Here is an 18,914-nt window from a genome sequence, read left to right as displayed (position 1 = left end):
AAATGCGGGACGCTTCGCATGTCGGCTGACGCCCGCTTTTTCGGGTATGCGGGGCCTCTCTCACTGACGACCATCGCCGCTGCCGCGGGCGGCGTGTTCGACGGGGATCCGGCGCGGAGCTTCACGGGTGTGGCCTCGCTCGAGGCGGCAACGGCTGACGAGGTCAGCTTCTGCGAGGCGACGCGCTACGCCCCTGCCTTGAGGGCGACGGGCGCCGGAGCGGTCCTGGTGCCGGATGCGCTCGCCAGCCAGGTGCCGCAGGGTTGCGTTGCCATCATCTGCTCCTCGCCCGCCGCGGCCTTCGGCAAGGTCGCAGCCCTGTTTCATCCGCGGCGGCGGCCGCAGGCCCTCATCGATCCTACGGCGGTCGTCGCGGCCGACGCCGTCATCGGCGAAGGTACCGAGATCGGGCCCATGTCGGTGATCGGGGCCGGAGCCCATATCGGCGAAGGATGCCTCATCGGGCCGCTGGTCACGGTCGGTCCGGGCGTGGTGCTGGGGGCGGGCTGTGTCCTCCACAGCCATGCCTCCATTTCCCATGCGATCTGCGCGGAAGGGGTGGTGCTGCATCCGGGCGCCAGGGTGGGACAGGAGGGGTTCGGCTTCACGGTCACTCCGGACGGGCGCTTCGAGACGGCTCCCCAGCTTGGCCTTGTCGAGCTCGGGCGTGGGGTCGAGATCGGCGCCAACAGCTGTGTGGATCGTGGCGCGCTGGCCAATACCGTCCTCGGCGAAGGGACGCGGCTCGATAACCTGGTCCAGGTAGGGCATAACGTCCGCACAGGGCGGGGATGCATCCTGGTGTCGCAGGTGGGGGTTTCCGGATCCACGGTGATGGGCGATTACGTGAGCGCGGGCGGCCAGGCCGGGTTTGCGGGGCATCTCTCGATCGGAAGCCGGGCCCGGATCGGCGCCCAGACCGGTGTCATCCAGGACCTTCCCGCCGGAGCGGAGGTCTTCGGCACCCCCGCCGTACCCATTCGCGAGGCCTTCCGGGCCTTGCAGGTTCTGAGACGCCTGACCGCCGAATCGCGGCACATAAAGAGACGAGAAGCGGAGTGAAAGCCATGGATCAGGCGGCACCCCCGAATACGACGATAGAATCCTACGGTATCGCCCAGATCATGGCGGCGATCCCGCATCGCTACCCGTTCCTCCTGATCGACCGGGTCGTGGACCTCGTGCTCGACCAGTCGGCGGTCGGCGTGAAGAACGTCACGATCAACGAGTTCTTCTTCCAGGGCCATTTTCCGACCGAGCCGGTGATGCCCGGCGTGCTGATCGTCGAGAGCATGGCGCAGACCGCCGCGGTTCTGGTGGTCGCGACTCTCGGCGAGGGCGCGCAGGGCAAGCTCGTCTACTTCATGTCCGTGGAGGCCGCGAAATTCCGCCGGCCGGTCGTGCCCGGCGACCAGATCCGCGTTCATGTCACGAAGGTGCAGCGACGGATGAATGTTTGGAAGTTCTCGGCCCAGGCCAAGGTCGACGGCGTCATCGTCGCCGAGGCGACCTATGCCGCCATGATCAGGGACCGGTGAGAGACGTGGACAGCATCGCGGGCACCGCCTCCATCCATCCTTCGGCCGTCGTCGAGCCGGGCGCGCAGATCGGCTCCGGCTGCCGGGTCGGTCCCTTCTGTATCGTGGGCCCCGGAGTCGTGCTGGAGGAGGGCGTCGAGCTCGTCTCGCATGTGGTGATCGAGGGGCAGACCCGGATCGGCGCCGAGAGCCGGCTTTCGGCCTATGCCTCCGTGGGGCTGCCGCCGCAGGACCTGAAATATCACGGCGAGCCGACCGGCGTGACGATCGGGCCGCGCAGCTATCTGCGCGAGCATGTCACGGTGCATCGCGGCAGCGTCGGCGGCGACGGCATGACGCGCGTCGGTGCGGACTGCCTGCTGATGGCCTGCAGCCATGTGGGCCATGACTGCCGGGTCGGCGACCGTGTGATCCTCGCGAACAACGTGATGCTGGGTGGGCACGTCCAGCTCGGCGAGCAGTGCTTCCTGGGGGGGGGCGCGGCCATCCATCAGCTGGTCCGCGTCGGCCGCCACGCGATGGTGGGCGGGCTGGCCGGCGTCACGAACGACGTGCCGCCCTTCGGCAATGTCTTCGGGCTGCCGGCACGGCTGGTCGGGCTGAATGTGGTGGGGCTGCGGCGGCGCGGTTTCTCGCGCGAGAACCTGCATGCGCTACGCGCTGCCTTCCGGCTCCTCTTCAAGGATCCCGGCACCTTCGCCGAGCGCATGCTCGTCGCCGAGGAACGCTTTGCGGGCGACGTGCTGGTCGGCGAGGTGCTGGGCTTCCTGCGCTCGGCCGACCGCAAGCGCGAGTTGATCCGTCCGGGCCGCATGGCCGTGGAGTTGGGGGCCGAGGACGAGGACGCGTGAAGCTCGGCCTCCTGGCCGGCGGAGGACCCTTTCCGGCGCGCGTCGCCGACGCCGCCGTCAGATCGGGCCATGAGATTTTCGTCGTCTGCCTGAAGGGCTTCTGCGATCCCGCGGATTATCAGCGCTTCCCGCATGCCGTGGAGCGCCTCGGGGCCGGCGGCGCGATCATCCAGCGGCTGAAGGGCGAGGGCGCCAGCCATATCGTCCTCGCCGGCAAGGTGAAGCGTCCGTCGATGATGTCGTTGCTGCCCGACGTTTGGATGGCCAAGGCCATGGCGCGGGTCGGCGTCGCTCTCCTTTCGGGCGACGACGCGCTGTTCAAGGCCGTGGTGCAGGTGCTCGGCGAGGAGGGCTTCGAGGTCGTCTCGCCGCAATCCCTCATCGAGGACAGCACGGCGGCCGAAGCCGGCCTGCTGGCCGGGGCCGAGCCGGATGCGATGGCGCGCGGGGACATCGCCCGCGGCATCCAGGCGCTGCGCTGCCTCGCCCCCGTGGATGTCGGGCAGGCCGTGGTGGTGCAGCAGGGCATGGTGCTCGGCATCGAGGCCGTGGAGGGCACGGATGCCCTGATCGCCCGCGCCGGCGACCTGCGGCGCGACGGTCCCGGCGGTGTGCTGGTCAAGCTTTCCAAGACCGGCCAGGAGATGCGGATCGACGCTCCCGTGGTCGGCCCCATGACCGTGGCCGGCGCGAGGTCGGCGGGGCTGCGCGGCATTGCCATCGAGGCCGGCCGTACCATACTCGCCGAGCGGGCGGCCACGCTGGAGGCGGCCGAGGCGGCCGGGCTCTTCGTCCTGGCCGTCGATCCGGAACGCTTCACCGCCTGAACGCCGTCACATCACAAGGAGACCCGAGAATGAGCGATAGCTTCCGCTACCTGCACACCATGCTGCGCGTCGGCGACCTCGGCCGCAGCATCGCCTTCTACACGACCCATCTCGGCATGAACGAGCTGCGCCGGAACGACGTGCCGGACGGCAAGTACACGCTGGTCTTCCTCGGCTATGGCGACGAGAGCAAGGAGACGGTGCTGGAGCTCACCTACAACTACGGCGTCGAGAAATACGAGATGGGCGGCGCCTTCGGCCATCTCGCGGTCGGCGTGCCGGACATCTACGGCACCTGCGAGAAGATGCGCGCCGCGGGCGTGAAGATCTCGCGCGAGCCCGGCCCGGTGAAGTTCGGCACCACGCTCATCGCCTTCATCGAGGATCCGGACGGCTACAAGATCGAGCTGATCCAGCGGAAGTAGGGCCGAGCGCGATGATTTGAGGCCGATCCGGCCGAAAAGTCTGAATCACGCGACCCCAGATTCTATCCGTCCAGGCGGACATTGGCCGCCTGGGCGACCTCGCGCCACTTCGCGATCTCGCTGCGCACGAAGGCCCCGAATTCCTCCGGCGTACCGGGATCGGCGATGGCGCCCATGCTGAGGATCCGGTCCTGCATGGCGCGATCGTTCAGGATGGCCTGCACATCCGTCGAGATCTTCCGGATGATGTCGGGCGGCGTCGCGGCAGGAGCCACGAGCCCTGTCCAGCCGGCCGCTTCGTAGCCGGGCGACACGGTTTCCGCGATCGTCGGCAGGTCCGGCAGCTGGGGCAGGCGGCGCGGCTGCGCCACCGCGATGGCCCGGGCACGGCCACCCTGGATCTGGGGCAGCGCGCTCGCCACGCTGTCCATCATCAGGGGGACATTGCCGGCGACGAGATCCGAGATGCCCGGTCCTGAGCCGCGGTAGTGGACGATGTTGAATCGCAGGCCGGTGCGGAGCTGCAGCAGCTCGATGGCAAGGTGCTGGCTCGTCGCCGGGCCCGCCGACGCGATGTTGATCTCCCCGGGCCTTGCGCGGGCCAGGGCCGCGACGTCCTGGATCGTCTGAGCCGGGAAGCTCGGATGCGCGATCATCAGCAGCGGCACCATGGTGATGTTGCTGATGAAGGCGAAGTCGCGCTCGGCATCATAGGGCAGCCGCTGAAGCACGGAGGGGTTCACGCTCAGCGTGCCCGACGTGCCCGCGGTCAGCGTGTAGCCGTCAGGGGCGGCGCGCGCGCCCGCCTCCAGCCCCGGCGCCCCGGCGCCGCCGCCACGGTTGTCCACCACGACGCGTTGCGGCCAGCGCTGCGACAGCTGGTCGGCCACGAGCCGCGTGAAGATGTCGGCGGCCTGACCGGGCGGGAAGGGGACGATGATCCGGACCGGGCGCTCCGGCCATCCGGACTGCGCCTTCGCCGCAAGCGGCAACAGGGCAGGGGCGGCCAGCAGGGCGCGGCGCGTGATCGTCATGGCTTCCTCCGTCCGGCGGCTCTTGCCGCTTCGTGTCGTGCGGTTAGCTTGGCGCCATGGGAACCGGAAGCGCAAGGCCATGAACTCTCTCGATATCGCGGTCCTGGCCGGCGATGGCATCGGGCCGGAGGTGATGGAGGCCGCGATCGCGGTCCTGCAGAAAGTGGATGCGCGGCATGCGCTGGGCCTCGGCTTCACGCAGCTCCGCGCCGGCGCCTTCGCCTATCGGGACACCGGCACCGACCTCTCTGACGAGGTCTTCGAGCGCGCGCGAAAAGCCGATGCGATCCTGCTCGGTGCCATGGGCTGGCCCGGCATCCGCCACGCCGACGGGACCGAGCTGGCGCCGCAGATCACCCTGCGTCAGCGACTGGACCTCTTCGGCGGGGTGCGGCCCATCCGTGCCATTCCGGGCGTGCCCTCGCCGCTGGCCGATCCGCGTGCGGCGAAGATCGATTTCGTGATCCTGCGGGAGAGCACCGAGGGTCTGTTCTTCTCCAAGGACAAGGGCCTCGTCAAGCCTGATATGGCCGAGGAGACGCTGCGGATGACGCGCGGCACCTCCCTGCGCCTCGCGCGGATGTCCTTCGAGCTGGCCGGCCAGCGTGCTGCGCGGCTCGGCCGACCCGGGCGCGTGACGCTGGTGGACAAGGCCAATGTCTTCCGCGCCTTCGCCTGGCTGCGGCAGATCTTCGGAGAGGTCGCCGCGGAGTATCCGGATGTGCGGCACGACGCCACCTATGTGGACGCCATGGCGCTCGACATGATCCGGCGCCCCTGGGATTTCGACCTGCTGCCCACGGAGAACATGTTCGGCGACATCCTCTCGGACCTCGCGGCCGGGCTGATCGGAGGCATGGGCTTCGCGCCTTCGGCCGATCTCGGCGAGGCTCATGCCGTGTTCCAGCCGAGCCATGGTACGGCACCGGACATTGCCGGGCAGGGCAAGGCCAATCCGACCGCGACGATCCTCTCCGCCGCCATGATGCTCGATTGGCTGGCGATGCGCGGCGCCGGCTCCCGCCTCACGGAAGCGGCCGAGGAAATCCGTCAGGCCGTGGACGCGGCGTTCCAGGGCGGGCTGCGCACGGCGGATGTCGGCGGCGTGGCGGGCACGGCGGAGGCGACGCGCGCAGTGCTGGAAGCACTTCCCTGATCCCTCGGGATCAACGCGCTTCCGTGACGCCCTGGACGATCAGCGCGGCGATGGCGCGGGCAAGGCAATCGTTCAGCCGGTCCATCGCCGCCGCGATCTCGCGGCGCGGCGTGCGCTCCAGGTCCAGCGCGCCCGTCTCCACCCAGTGCTGCATCAGGTCGTAGCGCCGGAACACGGGCGCGCCCGCTGCCGCCGCGATCAGCCTGAGCTTTTCGCGATAGGGCTCGATATTGGTGTTGGCCCGGAGGAAACGGGAGAATTGCTGATCGATGATGATCGTATCGGCGCCCCAACCCCGGATCCGCTCCAGCCCGGCGATCATCGCGTCGGTCATCTCGTCGGGATCCATCCCGCGCACGGCCTCGACCGTCCCGGCCTGCCAGAGGACGAGCGCCGGCTCCTGGCCGGATGGAGCGTCGCGCAGCAAGGCGAGATGGTCGTTGACGTTGATCCCGCGTCCACCCCGGACCGCGACCTCTACCGCCCGGCCGGGATAGCGCGCCGCCAGCAGAGCCTGCAGCCGTGTCGGCCAGGCCGCCTCCGGCGTCGAGGCGCCGCTGCCGGTGACCGAGCCCGAGCCGAGCACCAGGATGCGCAGCGTTCCCCTCTGCAGGGCGCGGGACGTGGTGAAAAGCGGGCGTGGCAAGGTCAGGAAGTCGGCTGGAACGTCGCAGGCCGGCACCGCCCCGGCCGGAAAGACCGGAAGAAGGAGCGCAGCCAGGAACCAGAGAATGGCCCGCAGGGCGGCCTTGTGTGACATCTCCGCCACGTTAGCGAGCCGCCGCATGGGTGGGCAAGGCGGCTCGAGGCGGCGGCCCCTCCTTCTGCCAGTCCGCAAGGAAGGCCACGAGCGCGAGAATGCCGATGGAGAGGATATTGACGGCGATCTGCATGAGCCAGCCGTCGTCGGCCTCCAGCATCAGCCGCGCCATGAAGGAGAGCAGGATGCCGAAGCAGAAGACCGGCAGGCTGTTCCGGCCCATGGCCAGCAACGGCCGGGTCCATCGCCCCCGCAGGGCGGATGCATCTCGGGGGATGTATTGGGCGATGAGATAGGTGATGGCCAGGACGGAGGCGAGGCGCCAGGGGTGCAGCGCGGTCTTGTCCACCGTTGCCAGGAAGGCGGGGATCGCTTCCGGCAGCCGTTCCCCGAGCGACGGGACCCATTCGACGGCGATCATGGCGAAAAGTCCCGACCCCAGCACGAGGAGTGCGGCTGCGGTGAGCCAGCCGCTTCGTTGCGGCATCGGCGGCGCCGGAGCGCCGCGCACCGACTGGCCCATAAGAAAGCCGATGAAGAAGAGCAACTGCCAGGCGAGAGGATTGAAGAACCAGCCGCCTCCCTGCCAGCGCGGAAGGTTGAAATCCGTCAGCCGCACACCGATCCAGAGCGCGATGGACAGTCCGAGCAGCAGCCAGGGATGCTTCCGCAGCGCCAGGCCCGGCAGCAGCAGCGCCAGCAGCACGATGTAGAGCGGCAGGATGTCGAGAAAGGCGGGCTGAAAGCGGAGGAGCAGCGCCTCCAGGAGAGTGCGGTAGGGCTGCTCGGCAAAGGGATCGAGCGCGAGCTCGTCCAGATAGGCTCCCCGGTCCAGCGTCGCGGCCGAGTAGCCGACCTGGGCGGTGAACACCACCATCAGGAAGATATGGGCAACATAGAGTTTGCCGATGCGCTGGATGAGGCTGGCGGCCGCGCTGGGCCATCCGAGGCGGTCGGCACGGCCGGCATAGGCGAAGGCCCCGGCATAGCCGGCCAGCAGCACGAAGGCCTCGGTCGCATCGCAGAGGGCGAAGTTCTTCAGCGTGACCGCGCCGAGCCAGTTCCCGGGCGTGTGGTTGATCACGATCATCCACAGCGCGATGCCTCGGCAGATGTCGGCCCGTGGATCGCGGAATACGGATCTGGTGCGCGTGGCGTCCGTTGTCATTCGGGGCTAAGCTAACATGATGCGTGTCTGGCTGGGCCTTCTGATGTTGCTGGCGTCCGTGGCGCCTGGCTCCGCTTCGACAGGCGGCTGCCCCCGCGTCTCCGTCAACCTGCCGCCGCTGCCCGGGTTGCGCGCCGAGATCGCGTCCCGCAGCTCGGTGACCATCGTGGCGCTGGGCTCCTCCTCCACGGAGGGAGCCGGAGCGTCGACGCCGGTCGCGGCCTATCCGGCCCGGCTCGAGGCGCTGCTGCGGGCGGCGCTGCCTGGGCATGACATCAGCGTGATCAATGCTGGGCGATCCGGCGAGACCACGGCCGAGATGCTGGCGCGGCTCGATCGTGATGTCCTCGTCCGCCGCCCCGACCTGGTGATCTGGCAGGCCGGCGCCAACGAGGTGCTGAAGGGAGCGGCCCCCTCGGTCTTCGCCGCTCAGATGCAGGACGGGCTCGCCCGCCTGCGCGAGGCCGGCGTCGCCGTGGTGCTGATGGACAATCAGCGCGCGCCGCGCATCCTCCAGGCGCCGGGCAGTGCGCGTTTCCCGGAGGTCCTGCGCAGTCTCGCCCGCGAGCGGCGGGTGGCGCTCTTTTCGCGGGGGCGGCTGATGTCCGCCTGGGCGGAGGCCGGGTTGCCGGCCGCCGAGGTCCTGTCGCCGGACGGCCTGCACCACAACGACCGGGGCTATGCCTGCCTCGCCGAGGCACTTGCGGGCGCGCTGCTCGAGGCCGCCGGTGTCAGAACCGTTGTTGCCGGCCGCTAGACGCCTGACGCAACATATCAAAGTCGAGGACCGGAGAATTCCTGCATGAGCGGTTTGAAGCCCCTGGCACGCATCCATTGCCCGCCGCGCTCGGCGATGCAGTCGGGTCGGGCGAACACACATGAATGGGTGCTCGAATACGCACCGGCGGAACGTCTGCGGCTGGATCCGCTGACCGGCTGGCCCGGCTCGGGCGACACGCGCAATCAGCTCCATCTGCGCTTCCCGACGCGCGAGGCGGCGGTCGCCTATGCCGAGACCCGCGGCATTTCCTTCGAGGTGGAGGAGCCGCCGCGCGCGAAGCCCATCAAGCCCAAGGTCTATGCGGACAACTTCCGCACCAACCGAGGCGAGAACTGGACCCATTGACCCGAAATTGCGCCCTTAGCTCAGTTGGATAGAGCAGGAGCCTTCTAAGCTTCAGGCCGGTGGTTCGAATCCACCAGGGCGCGCCACACTCGCCAAATGCATGCGGTTTCAGTAAAATTAAGCATTGAAATGGAGCTTGTCGCTGATTTAGTACGGTCAACCAGACATTTTTGGGGGCTGGCCATCGCGATGCAGGACACCGCCGATACTGCCCTCCTTACCTTCGTGGTGAGCAATGCGCGGCGCATCGCCAGCAAGACCCTTTTTGCGATGGTCGATGTGGAGGTGCAGCTCGCCGGGGTGGTCTTCCTGATCCAGGGGGTGCAGGCGCGGCGGCTGCCGCAGGCCGGCACTTCGATCCATCTTCCAACCTTCAGGGACATCGACGGCGGGCCGAAGACAGCCATCATCCTGCCCGATGAGGTCCGCGAGCCGCTGACCGATGCCGTGCTGGCCTTCCTGGTCGAGGAAGGCCTGGCGCGGCCCCGATATGGCGGGGCGAATTAGGCCTTGCCCGCGTAGCTCTTTCCCATGCCCTGGGCCGGATCGACCTGCGGGCCGTAGGGCATGATCGGATAGCGCAGCCCGGCCTTGGACAGTCCCTTCAGCCCCTCGACGGCCCGGGCGAGATCGCCCGGCGGGCAGGCCATGAGCATTTCGTCATCGGCCACGCCGCCGTAGCGACGCTCGGCGTAGCAGGGCAGGGAGAGGCAGACCGTCCGATCCCGCAGCGCGCGACCCCAGCTGTCGGCGCAGGCGCTTTCGCCGGTGATCGAGAAGTCGTAGCGGCGGTAGTTCCGCCACTGCAGGCCGTTGATGAAGAGGATCATCTGGGCGGGATTGCCGTAGAAGAGGCAGACGTCCGGCGGGTCGAGCCTCGCCGAGCGCAGCGGCGAGACGACGAGACCATGATATTCCGGCGGCACCCGCGGCATCTGTGCCTGGTGCGCGGCCGAGGCCTCGATGTTCTGGAACCAGACGCCGTCCATCTTTCGACCCGAGGTATAGAGCTCTGAGGGAGCGTTCAGGCCGATGACGCCGCCGCAATTGCTGAATTCCGGAACATTGTCATGCGTGATGGCGAGTGTGAAACCGGCCATCCGGGCCTGTGTCACGAGCTGGCACGTGGAGAAGCGCCGGCCCTCCTGCGGCCGGCGCAGGCCTGGGACGGCCTCCATCTCGGTGCGGTCGCGGAACAGCTTCATGCCGAAGGGCAGCGTCCGCAGCCGAAGCAGGTCGGACAGGTTGTTGGCCAGTTCCGCAATCGCGGCCGCATTGGGCGTGGGGGCCTCGCTCGAACCATCGGGCATGGCGTTATCCTCCTTGTGATTGTGTCGAGGGTCGCACAAGGATGCTGGGGTATAAAGCCGATCGGGAGGAAGCAGGCCATGCGGCTGGGAGAGGCTGAGGCAGGCGCCCGGGGCGGACGGCCGGGCCACGACTCGTCGCTGGGGCTCGGACTGGCCGATCTCGCCGGGCTTCGACAGGAGGGACGGCTCGTGGAATCCGGGATGGACGCCCGGTTCAGGCCACACCCTCCGGGCAACCTGGGCGGCTTCGCCGGTTTTGACCGGATCCGGCCGCCGGGGGCCGCCGATCTGCGGGCGCAGGCTCGGGAGAAGTGCGAATCGGCTCTCGGCCATATGCCCAATACGGCAGCCGAGTGACAAAAATCCGTTGCCATGGCCTAATGCTTGCTCTGCATGGATGATCTGGCCACTCACTCCCCGCCCTATGACCTGTTGCGACCAGAGCGACAGACGAGCCCACTCGTCTTCGCCTCGCCGCATTCGGGCCGCGACTATCCCGACGACTTCCTGGCCTCGACCCGGCTGGACGCGGTCGGCATCCGGCGGAGCGAGGATGCCTTCGTGGACGAACTCTTCGCCGCGGCCCCCTCCCTGGGAGCTCCGCTTCTGGCCGCGCGCTTCCCGCGCGCCTGGTGCGACGCCAACCGCGAGCCCTGGGAGCTGGACCCGGGCATGTTCGACACGCCGCTGCCGAGCTGGGTGAACAGCGCAAGCCCGCGTGTGGGCGCCGGCCTCGGGACGATCGCGCGGGTCGTGGCGACCGGCGAGACGATCTACCGTCACCGCCTCTCCTTCTGGGAGGCCGAGCGCCGGGTCCGTTCCTGCTGGGAACCCTATCATGCAGCCCTCACATCCCTAATCGCCGAGACCCGGGACCGCTTCGGCCTGTGCCTGCTGATCGATTGCCACTCCATGCCGGCGCACCCGGCACAGGCGCTGGACCCGCCGGATTTCGTCCTGGGCGATGTCCACGGCACGACCTGCGCGCCGAGGGTCACGCGGGTGCTGGAGGCGGGACTGCAGGGGCTCGGCTACCGCGTGCGGCGCAACGACCCCTATGCCGGTGGCTACATCACCCGGCACTACGGGCGCCCCCGGGAGGGCATTCACGTCATCCAGATGGAGATTGCGCGGCCGCTCTACATGGACGAGCAGCATATCCGGCGGAGCGCGAACTTCCCCAAGCTCCAGGCCGATCTTTCAGGCCTGGTGGAAAGCCTCGCGGCGGAGGACTGGAAGCTCCTGACCGCGAGGTAGCGCGTCAGTAGCTGCGGATCAGCCCGATCAGCCGACCCTGGACCTGAACCCGGTCCGGCCCGAAGATTCGAATCTCGTGGTTCCGGTTGGCCGGCTCGAGCGCCACGGAATTCCCGCGCCGCCGTAGGCGCTTCAGGGTGACCTCATTCTCGTCCACCAGGGCCACGACGATGTCGCCATTCTCGGCGGAGTCGCCGCGCCGGATGACCACGGTGTCGCCATCCAGAATGCCCGCCTCGATCATGGAATCGCCGGCGACTTCCAGGGCATAATGCTCGCCGCTTCCCAGCATGCTGACGGGCACGTCGACGCCCTGCCCCTGATCGCGCAGGGCCTCGATCGGGATGCCCGCGGCGATGCGCCCGAAGAGCGGCAGGGTGATGGCGTTGGGTTTGTCCTGCTTGGGCGGTCGGCCGAAATTCCCCTGCACGACGTTCGGCGCGACCTCCTCGGCGGCGTCCATGCGCGGAGGCACCGCGCTGCCGGGCAGCCGCATGACCTCCAGCGCGCGGGCGCGGTGCGCGCGACGCCGCAGGAAGCCGCGTTCCTCCAAGGCCGTGATAAGACGATGGATGCCGGATTTCGACTTCAGGTCGAGGGCCGCCTTCATCTCGTCGAAGGAAGGGGAGAAGCCCGTCTCCTCGAGATGCCGATTGATGAACATGAGCAATTCATGCTGCTTCCGCGTAAGCATCGGATCTGAACCTCTCCCAAAGGGGGGAACCCCGGGTTCCCCTTGGGCCGGCGTGAACAAACCGGCAACTAGAAATTCGTTCTAGGAAGGTTCTCCCGAATCGGTCAATCGGAAAATGGCGCCAGGCCAATGTTTTGTCGGCCGTCAGCCCTTCCGGGGGCGGCCGGTGCTGGCGCGCGGTGGCGGCAACGCACAGATTGGGTGTCATGACCTCGAACACGACCCTGCTGGTGATCGGGCTGGGTTTCAGCGGCACCGCGATCGCTTCGCTCGCGGCCCGCGCCGGCATCCGCGTGATGGGAACGGCCCGCGACCCTGTCGCGGCGTCGGCGCCCGCCGGCGTTCAGTTGATCGGCTTCGCGGATCCGGAACCCTATGCGCTCGCGACGCACCTCGTCGTCACCGCGCCTCCCGGCCCGGCGGGCGACCCTGTCTGGGCCGTTCACGAACAGGCTCTCCGCACGGCACCGCTGCGTTGGGTCGGCTATCTTTCGACCACAGGGGTCTATGGAGATCGCGGGGGCGGCTGGGTGGATGAGGGCACTCCTCCGGCAGCGACTCAGGCCCGAAGCCAGCGGCGGCTGGCGGCGGAGCGCCAATGGGCAGCGCTCGAGGCCGGCACGGCCGTCGACCTGCTCCGCACCGCCGGCATCTATGGTCCAGGTCGTAGCGCCATCGACGACCTGCGGGCCGGGACAGCGCGCCGGGTCATCCGCCCGGGCCACGCCTTCGGCCGCATCCATCGGGATGACATTGCGCGCGCTGTGCTGGCGGCGCTGGCGAATGCGCCCCGGACTGGCCTCCGAATCCTTCACCTGGCCGATGATGCGCCCGCAGAACCGGCCGAGGTCACGGCGGAGGCTGCACGCCTCCTCGGCATGGAGCCCCCGCCCGGCCTCTCCTTCGCCGAGGCCTGGGCCGGCATGAGCGAGATGGGCCGGAGCTTCTGGGCGGAGAATCGTCGAGTCTCCAGTGCCGGGACGAAGGTCGCCCTGGGGTTGGAATGGGCTTATCCCAGCTATCGGGAAGGCCTACGCGCCATCCTCGCCGAGCAGCGCGCCCAGGGTACGCCCGAGTAGCGCGAGATTTTCCGGCGTCGAGAGGCGGTGATCGCCATCCTTGATGAGCGTGACCTCGACATCCCGTCCAGTGACGCGCTCCGCGATGCGCAGGCTGTGCCGCCAGGGCACGTCCGGATCCTCCTGGCCGTGCAGCAGCCGGACCGGCATCTCCAACGCGATCGGGCCGCCGAGGATCAGATGCCGACGACCGTCCTCGATGAGCGCGCGTGTGATGGGATAGTCGCCGCCGTAGGCGCTGGGCCGCATCCAGGATCCCTCCCGCTGGATCTGGTCGCGGACGGAGGCCGGAAACTCCTCCCACATCAGTTCCTCCGTGAAGTCTGGGGCGGCGGCGATGCCGATCAGCCCGGCCACCCGTTCGGCATGGCGCAGCGCCAGCAGCAGCGCGATCCAGCCGCCCATGGAGGAGCCGACCAGGATCTGCGGACCCTGGGTCAATTCTTCGAGCGCGGATGCCGCATCGGCGGTCCAGCGGCCGATCGTCCCCTCCTCGAAGCGCCCGCCGGAGGCACCGTGCCCGCTGTAGTCGAAGCGCAGGTAGGCTCGCCCCCGGGCGGCGCACCATTCCGCGAGATAGGCCGCCTTGCTGCCCGTCATGTCGCTGTGGAAGCCGCCGAGGAAGACGACGCCCGGCCCCTTCCCATCCAGCGCGCGATAAGCGAGAGGCGTGTCGCCGAGGGTGCCCATGCGTTCCTGCATGACGGTCGGATGGCACGCATGGTTGCCGTCGTCCATGCCCGGGATTAGCAACGCGTCACATGTCACGCCCCGCTGCCATCCTGCAGGTCCTGCCCGCGCTGGACTCCGGTGGAGTCGAGCGCGGGACGCTGGAAATCGCCGAAGCGATCCAGGGCGCCGGGTATCGGGCGATCGTCGCATCGGCCGGCGGCCGGCTGGTGCCGGAACTGGAGGCGCTGGGCGCCAGGCACGTGACGCTCCCGCTCGCCACCAAGTCCCCCTTTGGCATTTGGCGCAACGCGGCCCGTCTGGCGGAGCTCGCCGCCGAGGAGCAGGTCCGCATCATCCATGCGCGCTCCCGGGCTCCGGCCTGGTCCGCCCTGCTGGCGGCGCGGCGGAGCGGGGCGCATTTCGTCACCACCTATCACGGCACCTATGGCGAGGGCTGGCCCGGAAAGCGGCTCTACAATTCGGTGATGGCTCGGGGCGAGCGGGTCATCGCCATCAGCCAGCATATCGCGGACCACATCCGGCGAACGCATGCCGACAGCGGATCGATCCGGGTGATCCCCCGCGGCGTGGATCTGCGCCGCTTCGACCCGGGGCGGGTGGACCCGTCACGCGTGAGCGCGCTGCGGGCTGCGTGGTCCCTGTCCGAGGACGCTGCGGTCGTCTTGCTGCCGGCGCGGATGACCCGCTGGAAGGGGCATGGCGTCCTCATCCGCGCGCTGGATCGCCTCCCTGGGGTGATCGCCGTGCTGGCGGGGGATCTGGTGGGCCGGGAGCGCTACGTGGATGAGCTTCGCGCCCTCGCCGAAGGTCTGGGCGTCGCCGATCGCCTGCGCTTCGCGGGCCATGTCTCGGACATGCCGGCGGCCATGCTTGCGGCGGACCTCGTGGTCCATGCCAGCACGGAGCCGGAAGCCTTCGGGCGGACTGTCACGGAGGCCCAGGCCCTCGCACGGCCCGTCATCGCGTCCGATCTGGGTGGGCCCCGCGAAACCGTCGTGGATGGGGTCACCGGCTGGCTCACCCCTCCGGGCGATGCGGACGCGCTGGCGGCCACCATCACCCGCGTCCTGGCCATGCCTGCCGAAAGCCTGGCGGCGATCGGCGAGGCCGCCCGTCGGGACGTTCCCACGCTCGAGGCCATGCAGGACGCGACCTTGGCCGTCTATCGGGAATTGCTGTGACCAAGCGCATCCTCGTCATCAAGCTCGCCGCGCTTGGGGACTTCGTGCAGGCCTTCGGCCCCTTCGCCGCGATCCGGAGGCATCACCCGGATGCCGAGATCACGCTTCTGACCACGCGGCTCTTCTCGGCGCTTGCCGGCGAAAGCCCCTGGTTCGATCGGGTCTGGTCGGATGGAAGGCCCAGCTGGTGGAACCTAGGCGCCGTGGCGCGCCTCGCTCAACGGCTGAGGGCCGCGGATTTCGATCGGGTCTACGACCTGCAGACCTCCAGGAGATCCTCGCGATATCGGATGTTCGTCGGCCACCGCGCCGAGTGGTCCGGCATCGCGCGGGGCGCCTCGCACCCGGATGCGAACCCGCGCCGTGATCACCTCCACACCGTGGACCGGCAACGCGGGCAACTCGCCGCCGCGGGGATCGCTGAATTTCCCAGGCCGGACCTCGACTGGCTGGACGCGGATGTGTCCGCTCTCGGCCTGCCGCCGCGTTTCGCGCTGCTGCTTCCCGGCGCATCGGCCGGGCGGCCGGGGAAGCGCTGGCCCGCCGCGCGATTCGGGGCCTTGGCGGCGCGGCTCGGCATGCCGTCGGTGATCTGCGGCATTGCGACCGAGGCCCCGTTGGCCAGGGAGATCGAGCTCCTGGCGCCTCAGGCCATCGACCTCACCGGCCGCACCGACCTGCGGCAGCTGGCGGCCGTGGCCCGCCGGGCCAGCCTGGCGATCGGCAATGACAGCGGCCCCACCCATCTGGCGGCGGCGATGGGATGCCCGACGGTCGTGCTGTTCGGATCGGACAGCGACCCTGCCCTCTGCGCGCCGCGCGGGCAGACGGTGACGATCCTGCGCCATCAGCCGATCTCCGGGCTGTCCGTGGACGAGGTGCTTCAGGCCGCCGGTGGCTGATCGGCCCATTCCGGCCGCAGCACATGGCCGCCGCCCGGGCCGTCGCGCCGGATGAAGCCACCGGCCGCGGCCAGCAGCGCGTCGAGCGAGCCGTAGCCCGCGAAGTCGCTGCCGCGCAGGGTCTGTCCGGTCCGGTTCCGCACCATCTGTCCGAGATGCGGGACGTGCACCGGATCCTGCGCTTCCATCATGATGTCTCTGACAACGCCGAGCAGATCTGCGGTGCCTTGCGGGCCGAAGGCCTCCCCCGGCTCCGGCGAGGCCTGCCAGCCGAGCCAGCCCGCGAGCAGATCCAGCCCGATCACCTCATCGGCGGCCGAACGGACGATGCGCCCGACCTCCGGATGCGCCACCAGCCGCGTGCGCCGGTCGGCCGCGCGCAGCCGCAGCAGCAGCGGCACGAAATCGGAATCGGTGGAGAGGAGGATGAACTCGTCAAAATGCGCGGGCGACAGCATGGCTTCCATGGCGTCCAACGCGATACGGACGTCGGCCGCGTTCTTCAGCCGCGTGAGCTTGGGACAGTCGATCACCTCGAAGCCGGCCGCCATGAAGGCCCAGCGGAATTCCGAATACCGGAAGCGGGAGCCATCCTCGTCGTCCAGGGTGCCGGCGGGGTTCATGTAGCATCGCCGAAGCAGGGCTCGGCGCGGGCGATCCCCCAGCAGCCGCTCCAGCCAGGTTTCCGGCTGCTGGGCAAAGCGCAGTGCGATCTCGCTGCCGGCGCCATCCCGCAGGCCCGAGACCAGGTTGTCGAAGTCGAGGAAGATGGCGCTACGCAATTCGGGCATTGGGGACATGCTTGATTTTGCAGCCTTGGGGCCTTCGGGGCAATGCGCCGGGCCTTGACCGGGCATGGCGCTCTCCCCATGGTCCGCCGTTCGCTTCCACGCCAGACACAGCAAGAGAAATTTAGATGCCCGCGATTACCCTTCCCGACGGTTCCATCCGCCAGTTCGACGGCGCGGTGACCGGCACGGACGTGGCCGCGGCGATCGGGCCCGGTCTGGCCAAGGCGGCGCTCGCCATGGAGGTGGATGGTAAGCTCGTCGACCTCTCCGAACCCATCGCGTCGGATGCCTCGCTGCGCTTCATCACGCGCCGCGATCCCGAGGCGCTGGACCTCATCCGGCATGATGCAGCGCATGTGCTGGCCGAAGCCGTGCAGGAGCTGTTTCCGGGAACCCAGGTCACCATCGGGCCGTCCATCGAAAACGGCTTCTACTACGATTTTTCCCGGAATGAGCCCTTCTCGCCGGAGGACTTCGCCGCCATCGAGGCGAAGATGCGCGAGATCATCGGCCGTGGCGCGCGCTTCCAGCGCAGCGTGGTGAGCCGGGAGGCGGCGATCGAGCTCTTCACGAAGAAGGGGGAGCGCTTCAAGGTCGAGCTCATCCGCGATCTGCCCGAGAGCGAGACCATCAGCCTCTACAGCCAGGGCGACTGGATCGACCTCTGCCGCGGGCCGCACATGCGCAGCACGGCGGACATCGGCACCGCCTTCAAGCTGACCAAGGTCGCTGGCGCCTATTGGCGCGGCAAGCCGGAGAACCCGGTGCTGTCGCGCATCTACGGCACCGCCTGGCGCGACCAGAAGGAGCTCGACGCCTATCTCCACATGCTGGAGGAGATGGAGAAGCGCGACCATCGCCGTATCGGCAAGGAAATGAACCTGTTCCATTTCCAGGAAGAGGCGATGGGCAGCGTCTTCTGGCATCCAAAGGGCTGGAAGCTCTATCGGACCGTCGAGGACTACATGCGCCGCCGCCTGGATGCGGCCGACTACCAGGAGGTAAAGACCCCGCAGCTCGTCGACCGGCGGCTCTGGGAGGCCTCGGGTCATTGGGAAAAATTCCGCCATGCCATGTTCCAGGCGAAGGTCGAGGACAAGGACGAGGCGGATCGCATCTACGCGCTCAAGCCGATGAACTGCCCCTGCCATGTGCAGATCTTCAACCAGGGCATCCGCAGCTATCGCGAGCTGCCGCTGCGCATGGCCGAGTTCGGCGCCTGCCACCGCTTCGAGCCCTCAGGCTCGCTGCATGGCATCATGCGCGTCCGGGCCTTCACCCAGGATGACGCGCATATCTTCTGCGAGGAGCACCAGATCGCTCAGGAGACCGTGCGCTTCGTGGCGCTCCTCTCCGGCATCTATCGGGACCTTGGCTTCAGCGAGTTCCGCGTGAAGTTCAGCGATCGCCCGGAGGTGCGTGCCGGCGACGACGCCACCTGGGACCGTGCCGAAGGCGCCTTGAAGGAAGCCTGCGCCATCGCCGGCGTCGAGTACGAGCTGAACCCGGGCGAGGGGGCCTTCTATGGCCCCAAGCTGGAATTCGTGCTGCGTGACGCGATCGGCCGCGACTGGCAATGTGGCACGCTCCAGGTCGACTTCGTGATGCCGGAGCGGCTGGACGCGATTTACGCGGCCGAAGATGGGACCCGCAAGCGGCCCGTCATGTTGCACCGCGCCATCCTCGGGAGCTTCGAGCGCTTCCTGGGCATGCTGATCGAGCAGTATGCCGGCCGCTTCCCGCTCTGGCTGGCGCCGGTGCAGGTGGTGGTTGCGACCATCGTCTCCGACGCCGACGGCTACGCCCGCAAGGTGAAGGCCGCGCTGGACAAGGCGGGGCTTCGTGTCGAGCTCGATCTGCGGAACGAGAAGATCAACCGCAAGGTTGTCGACCATATCGAGCAGCGTGTTCCGGTTCTGGCGGTCCTTGGCCGGCGGGAGGCGGAACTCGGTCAGGTCGTTTTGCGCCGCCTGCCGGGGCGGGAGCAGGAAGTGTTTTCGCTCGCGGACGCGGTTGCCCATCTGGCAAAGGAGGCAACCCCTCCCGATATGGGTGACCTGCCCGTTGATGCTGTTGCAGCGTGACGCGCCACGTTCCATAACGCGCGCTTGATTTGCCGTAA

The 18,914-nt window shown here is 68.6% G+C and carries 22 protein-coding genes and 1 tRNA gene; 16 read left to right on the top strand and 7 right to left on the bottom strand.

Translation table 11 applies throughout. From position 1 onward, the window contains the following. The first annotated feature begins 18 nt into the window (after positions 1-18). Genes lpxD through gloA form a run of 5 tightly spaced genes read left to right on the top strand, consistent with a single transcriptional unit; the run spans position 19 to position 3,641 of the window. Positions 19-1,062 (top strand): UDP-3-O-(3-hydroxymyristoyl)glucosamine N-acyltransferase, encoded by a 1,044-nt coding sequence (lpxD, locus tag AC1ROY_RS06780; protein WP_493147835.1) that lies wholly within the window; start codon positions 19-21, stop codon positions 1,060-1,062. A gap of 5 nt (positions 1,063-1,067) precedes the next feature. Then, a complete protein-coding gene (gene fabZ / locus AC1ROY_RS06775; RefSeq protein WP_493147834.1) occupies positions 1,068-1,538 on the top strand; it encodes a 3-hydroxyacyl-ACP dehydratase FabZ in 471 nt (156 codons plus the stop codon). 5 nt (positions 1,539-1,543) lie between these two features. Continuing rightward, complete coding sequence (gene lpxA / locus AC1ROY_RS06770; RefSeq protein WP_493147833.1) at positions 1,544-2,389, top strand: acyl-ACP--UDP-N-acetylglucosamine O-acyltransferase; 846 nt, start codon at positions 1,544-1,546, stop codon at positions 2,387-2,389. Continuing rightward, positions 2,386-3,216: an LpxI family protein gene (locus AC1ROY_RS06765; RefSeq protein ID WP_493147832.1), complete on the top strand. Its 831-nt coding sequence runs from the start codon at positions 2,386-2,388 to the stop codon at positions 3,214-3,216. Before lpxA ends, AC1ROY_RS06765 begins: the two co-directional genes overlap by 4 nt. A gap of 29 nt (positions 3,217-3,245) precedes the next feature. Further along, positions 3,246-3,641: a lactoylglutathione lyase gene (gloA, locus tag AC1ROY_RS06760; protein WP_493147831.1), complete on the top strand. Its 396-nt coding sequence runs from the start codon at positions 3,246-3,248 to the stop codon at positions 3,639-3,641. Between the two features lie 62 nt (positions 3,642-3,703). On the opposite strand, the gene AC1ROY_RS06755 is transcribed toward gloA, so the two are convergent. Beyond that, positions 3,704-4,675, bottom strand: coding sequence for a Bug family tripartite tricarboxylate transporter substrate binding protein (locus AC1ROY_RS06755; protein ID WP_493147830.1), 972 nt, complete (start codon positions 4,673-4,675; stop codon positions 3,704-3,706). A 79-nt stretch (positions 4,676-4,754) separates the two neighbouring features. On the opposite strand from AC1ROY_RS06755, the gene AC1ROY_RS06750 reads away from it, so the two are divergent. Then, positions 4,755-5,831 carry an isocitrate/isopropylmalate dehydrogenase family protein gene (locus tag AC1ROY_RS06750; RefSeq protein ID WP_493147829.1) on the top strand — a complete coding sequence of 359 codons (1,077 nt, stop codon included), beginning with the start codon at positions 4,755-4,757 and terminating at the stop codon, positions 5,829-5,831. A 10-nt stretch (positions 5,832-5,841) separates the two neighbouring features. Here AC1ROY_RS06750 and AC1ROY_RS06745 read toward each other — a convergent pair whose 3' ends face one another. Together AC1ROY_RS06745 and AC1ROY_RS06740 are read right to left on the bottom strand one after the other, a co-directional pair. Further along, entirely contained in the window at positions 5,842-6,591 is a 750-nt protein-coding gene (locus AC1ROY_RS06745) for an SGNH/GDSL hydrolase family protein (RefSeq protein ID WP_493147828.1), read from the bottom strand. Positions 6,592-6,601: 10 nt separating this feature from the next. Then, positions 6,602-7,759 carry an OpgC family protein gene (locus AC1ROY_RS06740; protein ID WP_493147827.1) on the bottom strand — a complete coding sequence of 386 codons (1,158 nt, stop codon included), beginning with the start codon at positions 7,757-7,759 and terminating at the stop codon, positions 6,602-6,604. Positions 7,760-7,775: 16 nt separating this feature from the next. Here AC1ROY_RS06740 and AC1ROY_RS06735 point away from each other — a divergent pair, with 16 nt between their 5' ends. From AC1ROY_RS06735 to AC1ROY_RS06720, 4 genes are all read left to right on the top strand, one after another. Further along, complete coding sequence (locus AC1ROY_RS06735; RefSeq protein WP_493147826.1) at positions 7,776-8,516, top strand: SGNH/GDSL hydrolase family protein; 741 nt, start codon at positions 7,776-7,778, stop codon at positions 8,514-8,516. A gap of 45 nt (positions 8,517-8,561) precedes the next feature. Continuing rightward, on the top strand, positions 8,562-8,885 hold the full coding sequence (locus tag AC1ROY_RS06730; RefSeq protein ID WP_493147825.1) for an ETC complex I subunit: 324 nt from the start codon (positions 8,562-8,564) through the stop codon (positions 8,883-8,885). A gap of 9 nt (positions 8,886-8,894) precedes the next feature. Then, positions 8,895-8,971: transfer RNA gene (locus AC1ROY_RS06725), tRNA-Arg, on the top strand. 103 nt (positions 8,972-9,074) lie between these two features. Beyond that, positions 9,075-9,392, top strand: coding sequence for a hypothetical protein (locus AC1ROY_RS06720; RefSeq protein WP_493147824.1), 318 nt, complete (start codon positions 9,075-9,077; stop codon positions 9,390-9,392). On the opposite strand, the gene AC1ROY_RS06715 is transcribed toward AC1ROY_RS06720, so the two are convergent. After that, on the bottom strand, positions 9,389-10,195 hold the full coding sequence (locus AC1ROY_RS06715) for a DUF169 domain-containing protein (protein WP_493147823.1): 807 nt from the start codon (positions 10,193-10,195) through the stop codon (positions 9,389-9,391). The two genes, AC1ROY_RS06720 and AC1ROY_RS06715, sit on opposite strands and share 4 nt — an antisense overlap. A gap of 78 nt (positions 10,196-10,273) precedes the next feature. Here AC1ROY_RS06715 and AC1ROY_RS06710 point away from each other — a divergent pair, with 78 nt between their 5' ends. Both AC1ROY_RS06710 and AC1ROY_RS06705 read left to right on the top strand, forming a co-directional pair. After that, positions 10,274-10,552: a hypothetical protein gene (locus AC1ROY_RS06710; protein WP_493147822.1), complete on the top strand. Its 279-nt coding sequence runs from the start codon at positions 10,274-10,276 to the stop codon at positions 10,550-10,552. Between the two features lie 36 nt (positions 10,553-10,588). Then, complete coding sequence (locus tag AC1ROY_RS06705; RefSeq protein ID WP_493147821.1) at positions 10,589-11,452, top strand: N-formylglutamate amidohydrolase; 864 nt, start codon at positions 10,589-10,591, stop codon at positions 11,450-11,452. A 4-nt stretch (positions 11,453-11,456) separates the two neighbouring features. On the opposite strand, the gene lexA is transcribed toward AC1ROY_RS06705, so the two are convergent. After that, entirely contained in the window at positions 11,457-12,146 is a 690-nt protein-coding gene (lexA, locus tag AC1ROY_RS06700; RefSeq protein ID WP_493148362.1) for a transcriptional repressor LexA, read from the bottom strand. A gap of 206 nt (positions 12,147-12,352) precedes the next feature. Here lexA and AC1ROY_RS06695 point away from each other — a divergent pair, with 206 nt between their 5' ends. Further along, positions 12,353-13,225, top strand: coding sequence for a Rossmann-fold NAD(P)-binding domain-containing protein (locus AC1ROY_RS06695; protein ID WP_493147820.1), 873 nt, complete (start codon positions 12,353-12,355; stop codon positions 13,223-13,225). On the opposite strand, the gene AC1ROY_RS06690 is transcribed toward AC1ROY_RS06695, so the two are convergent. Beyond that, complete coding sequence (locus AC1ROY_RS06690; RefSeq protein WP_493147819.1) at positions 13,178-13,963, bottom strand: alpha/beta hydrolase; 786 nt, start codon at positions 13,961-13,963, stop codon at positions 13,178-13,180. The two genes, AC1ROY_RS06695 and AC1ROY_RS06690, sit on opposite strands and share 48 nt — an antisense overlap. A 23-nt stretch (positions 13,964-13,986) precedes the next feature. Here AC1ROY_RS06690 and AC1ROY_RS06685 point away from each other — a divergent pair, with 23 nt between their 5' ends. Next, positions 13,987-15,099: a glycosyltransferase family 4 protein gene (locus AC1ROY_RS06685; protein WP_493147818.1), complete on the top strand. Its 1,113-nt coding sequence runs from the start codon at positions 13,987-13,989 to the stop codon at positions 15,097-15,099. Beyond that, positions 15,096-16,001 (top strand): glycosyltransferase family 9 protein, encoded by a 906-nt coding sequence (locus AC1ROY_RS06680; RefSeq protein ID WP_493147817.1) that lies wholly within the window; start codon positions 15,096-15,098, stop codon positions 15,999-16,001. The genes AC1ROY_RS06685 and AC1ROY_RS06680 overlap by 4 nt, the downstream gene beginning before the upstream one ends. On the opposite strand, the gene AC1ROY_RS06675 is transcribed toward AC1ROY_RS06680, so the two are convergent. Then, a complete protein-coding gene (locus tag AC1ROY_RS06675; RefSeq protein WP_493147816.1) occupies positions 15,983-16,906 on the bottom strand; it encodes an NYN domain-containing protein in 924 nt (307 codons plus the stop codon). The two genes, AC1ROY_RS06680 and AC1ROY_RS06675, sit on opposite strands and share 19 nt — an antisense overlap. A gap of 11 nt (positions 16,907-16,917) precedes the next feature. Between AC1ROY_RS06675 and thrS the strand changes: the two genes are divergently transcribed. Next, entirely contained in the window at positions 16,918-18,876 is a 1,959-nt protein-coding gene (gene thrS, locus AC1ROY_RS06670; protein ID WP_493147815.1) for a threonine--tRNA ligase, read from the top strand. Positions 18,877-18,914: the final 38 nt, after the last annotated feature.

Source organism: Roseococcus sp. GW821-FHT12F05 (genome assembly GCF_058806835.1).
Note: the sequence above shows the minus strand (reverse complement) of the source record. Positions and strands in the feature narration are given on the sequence as shown.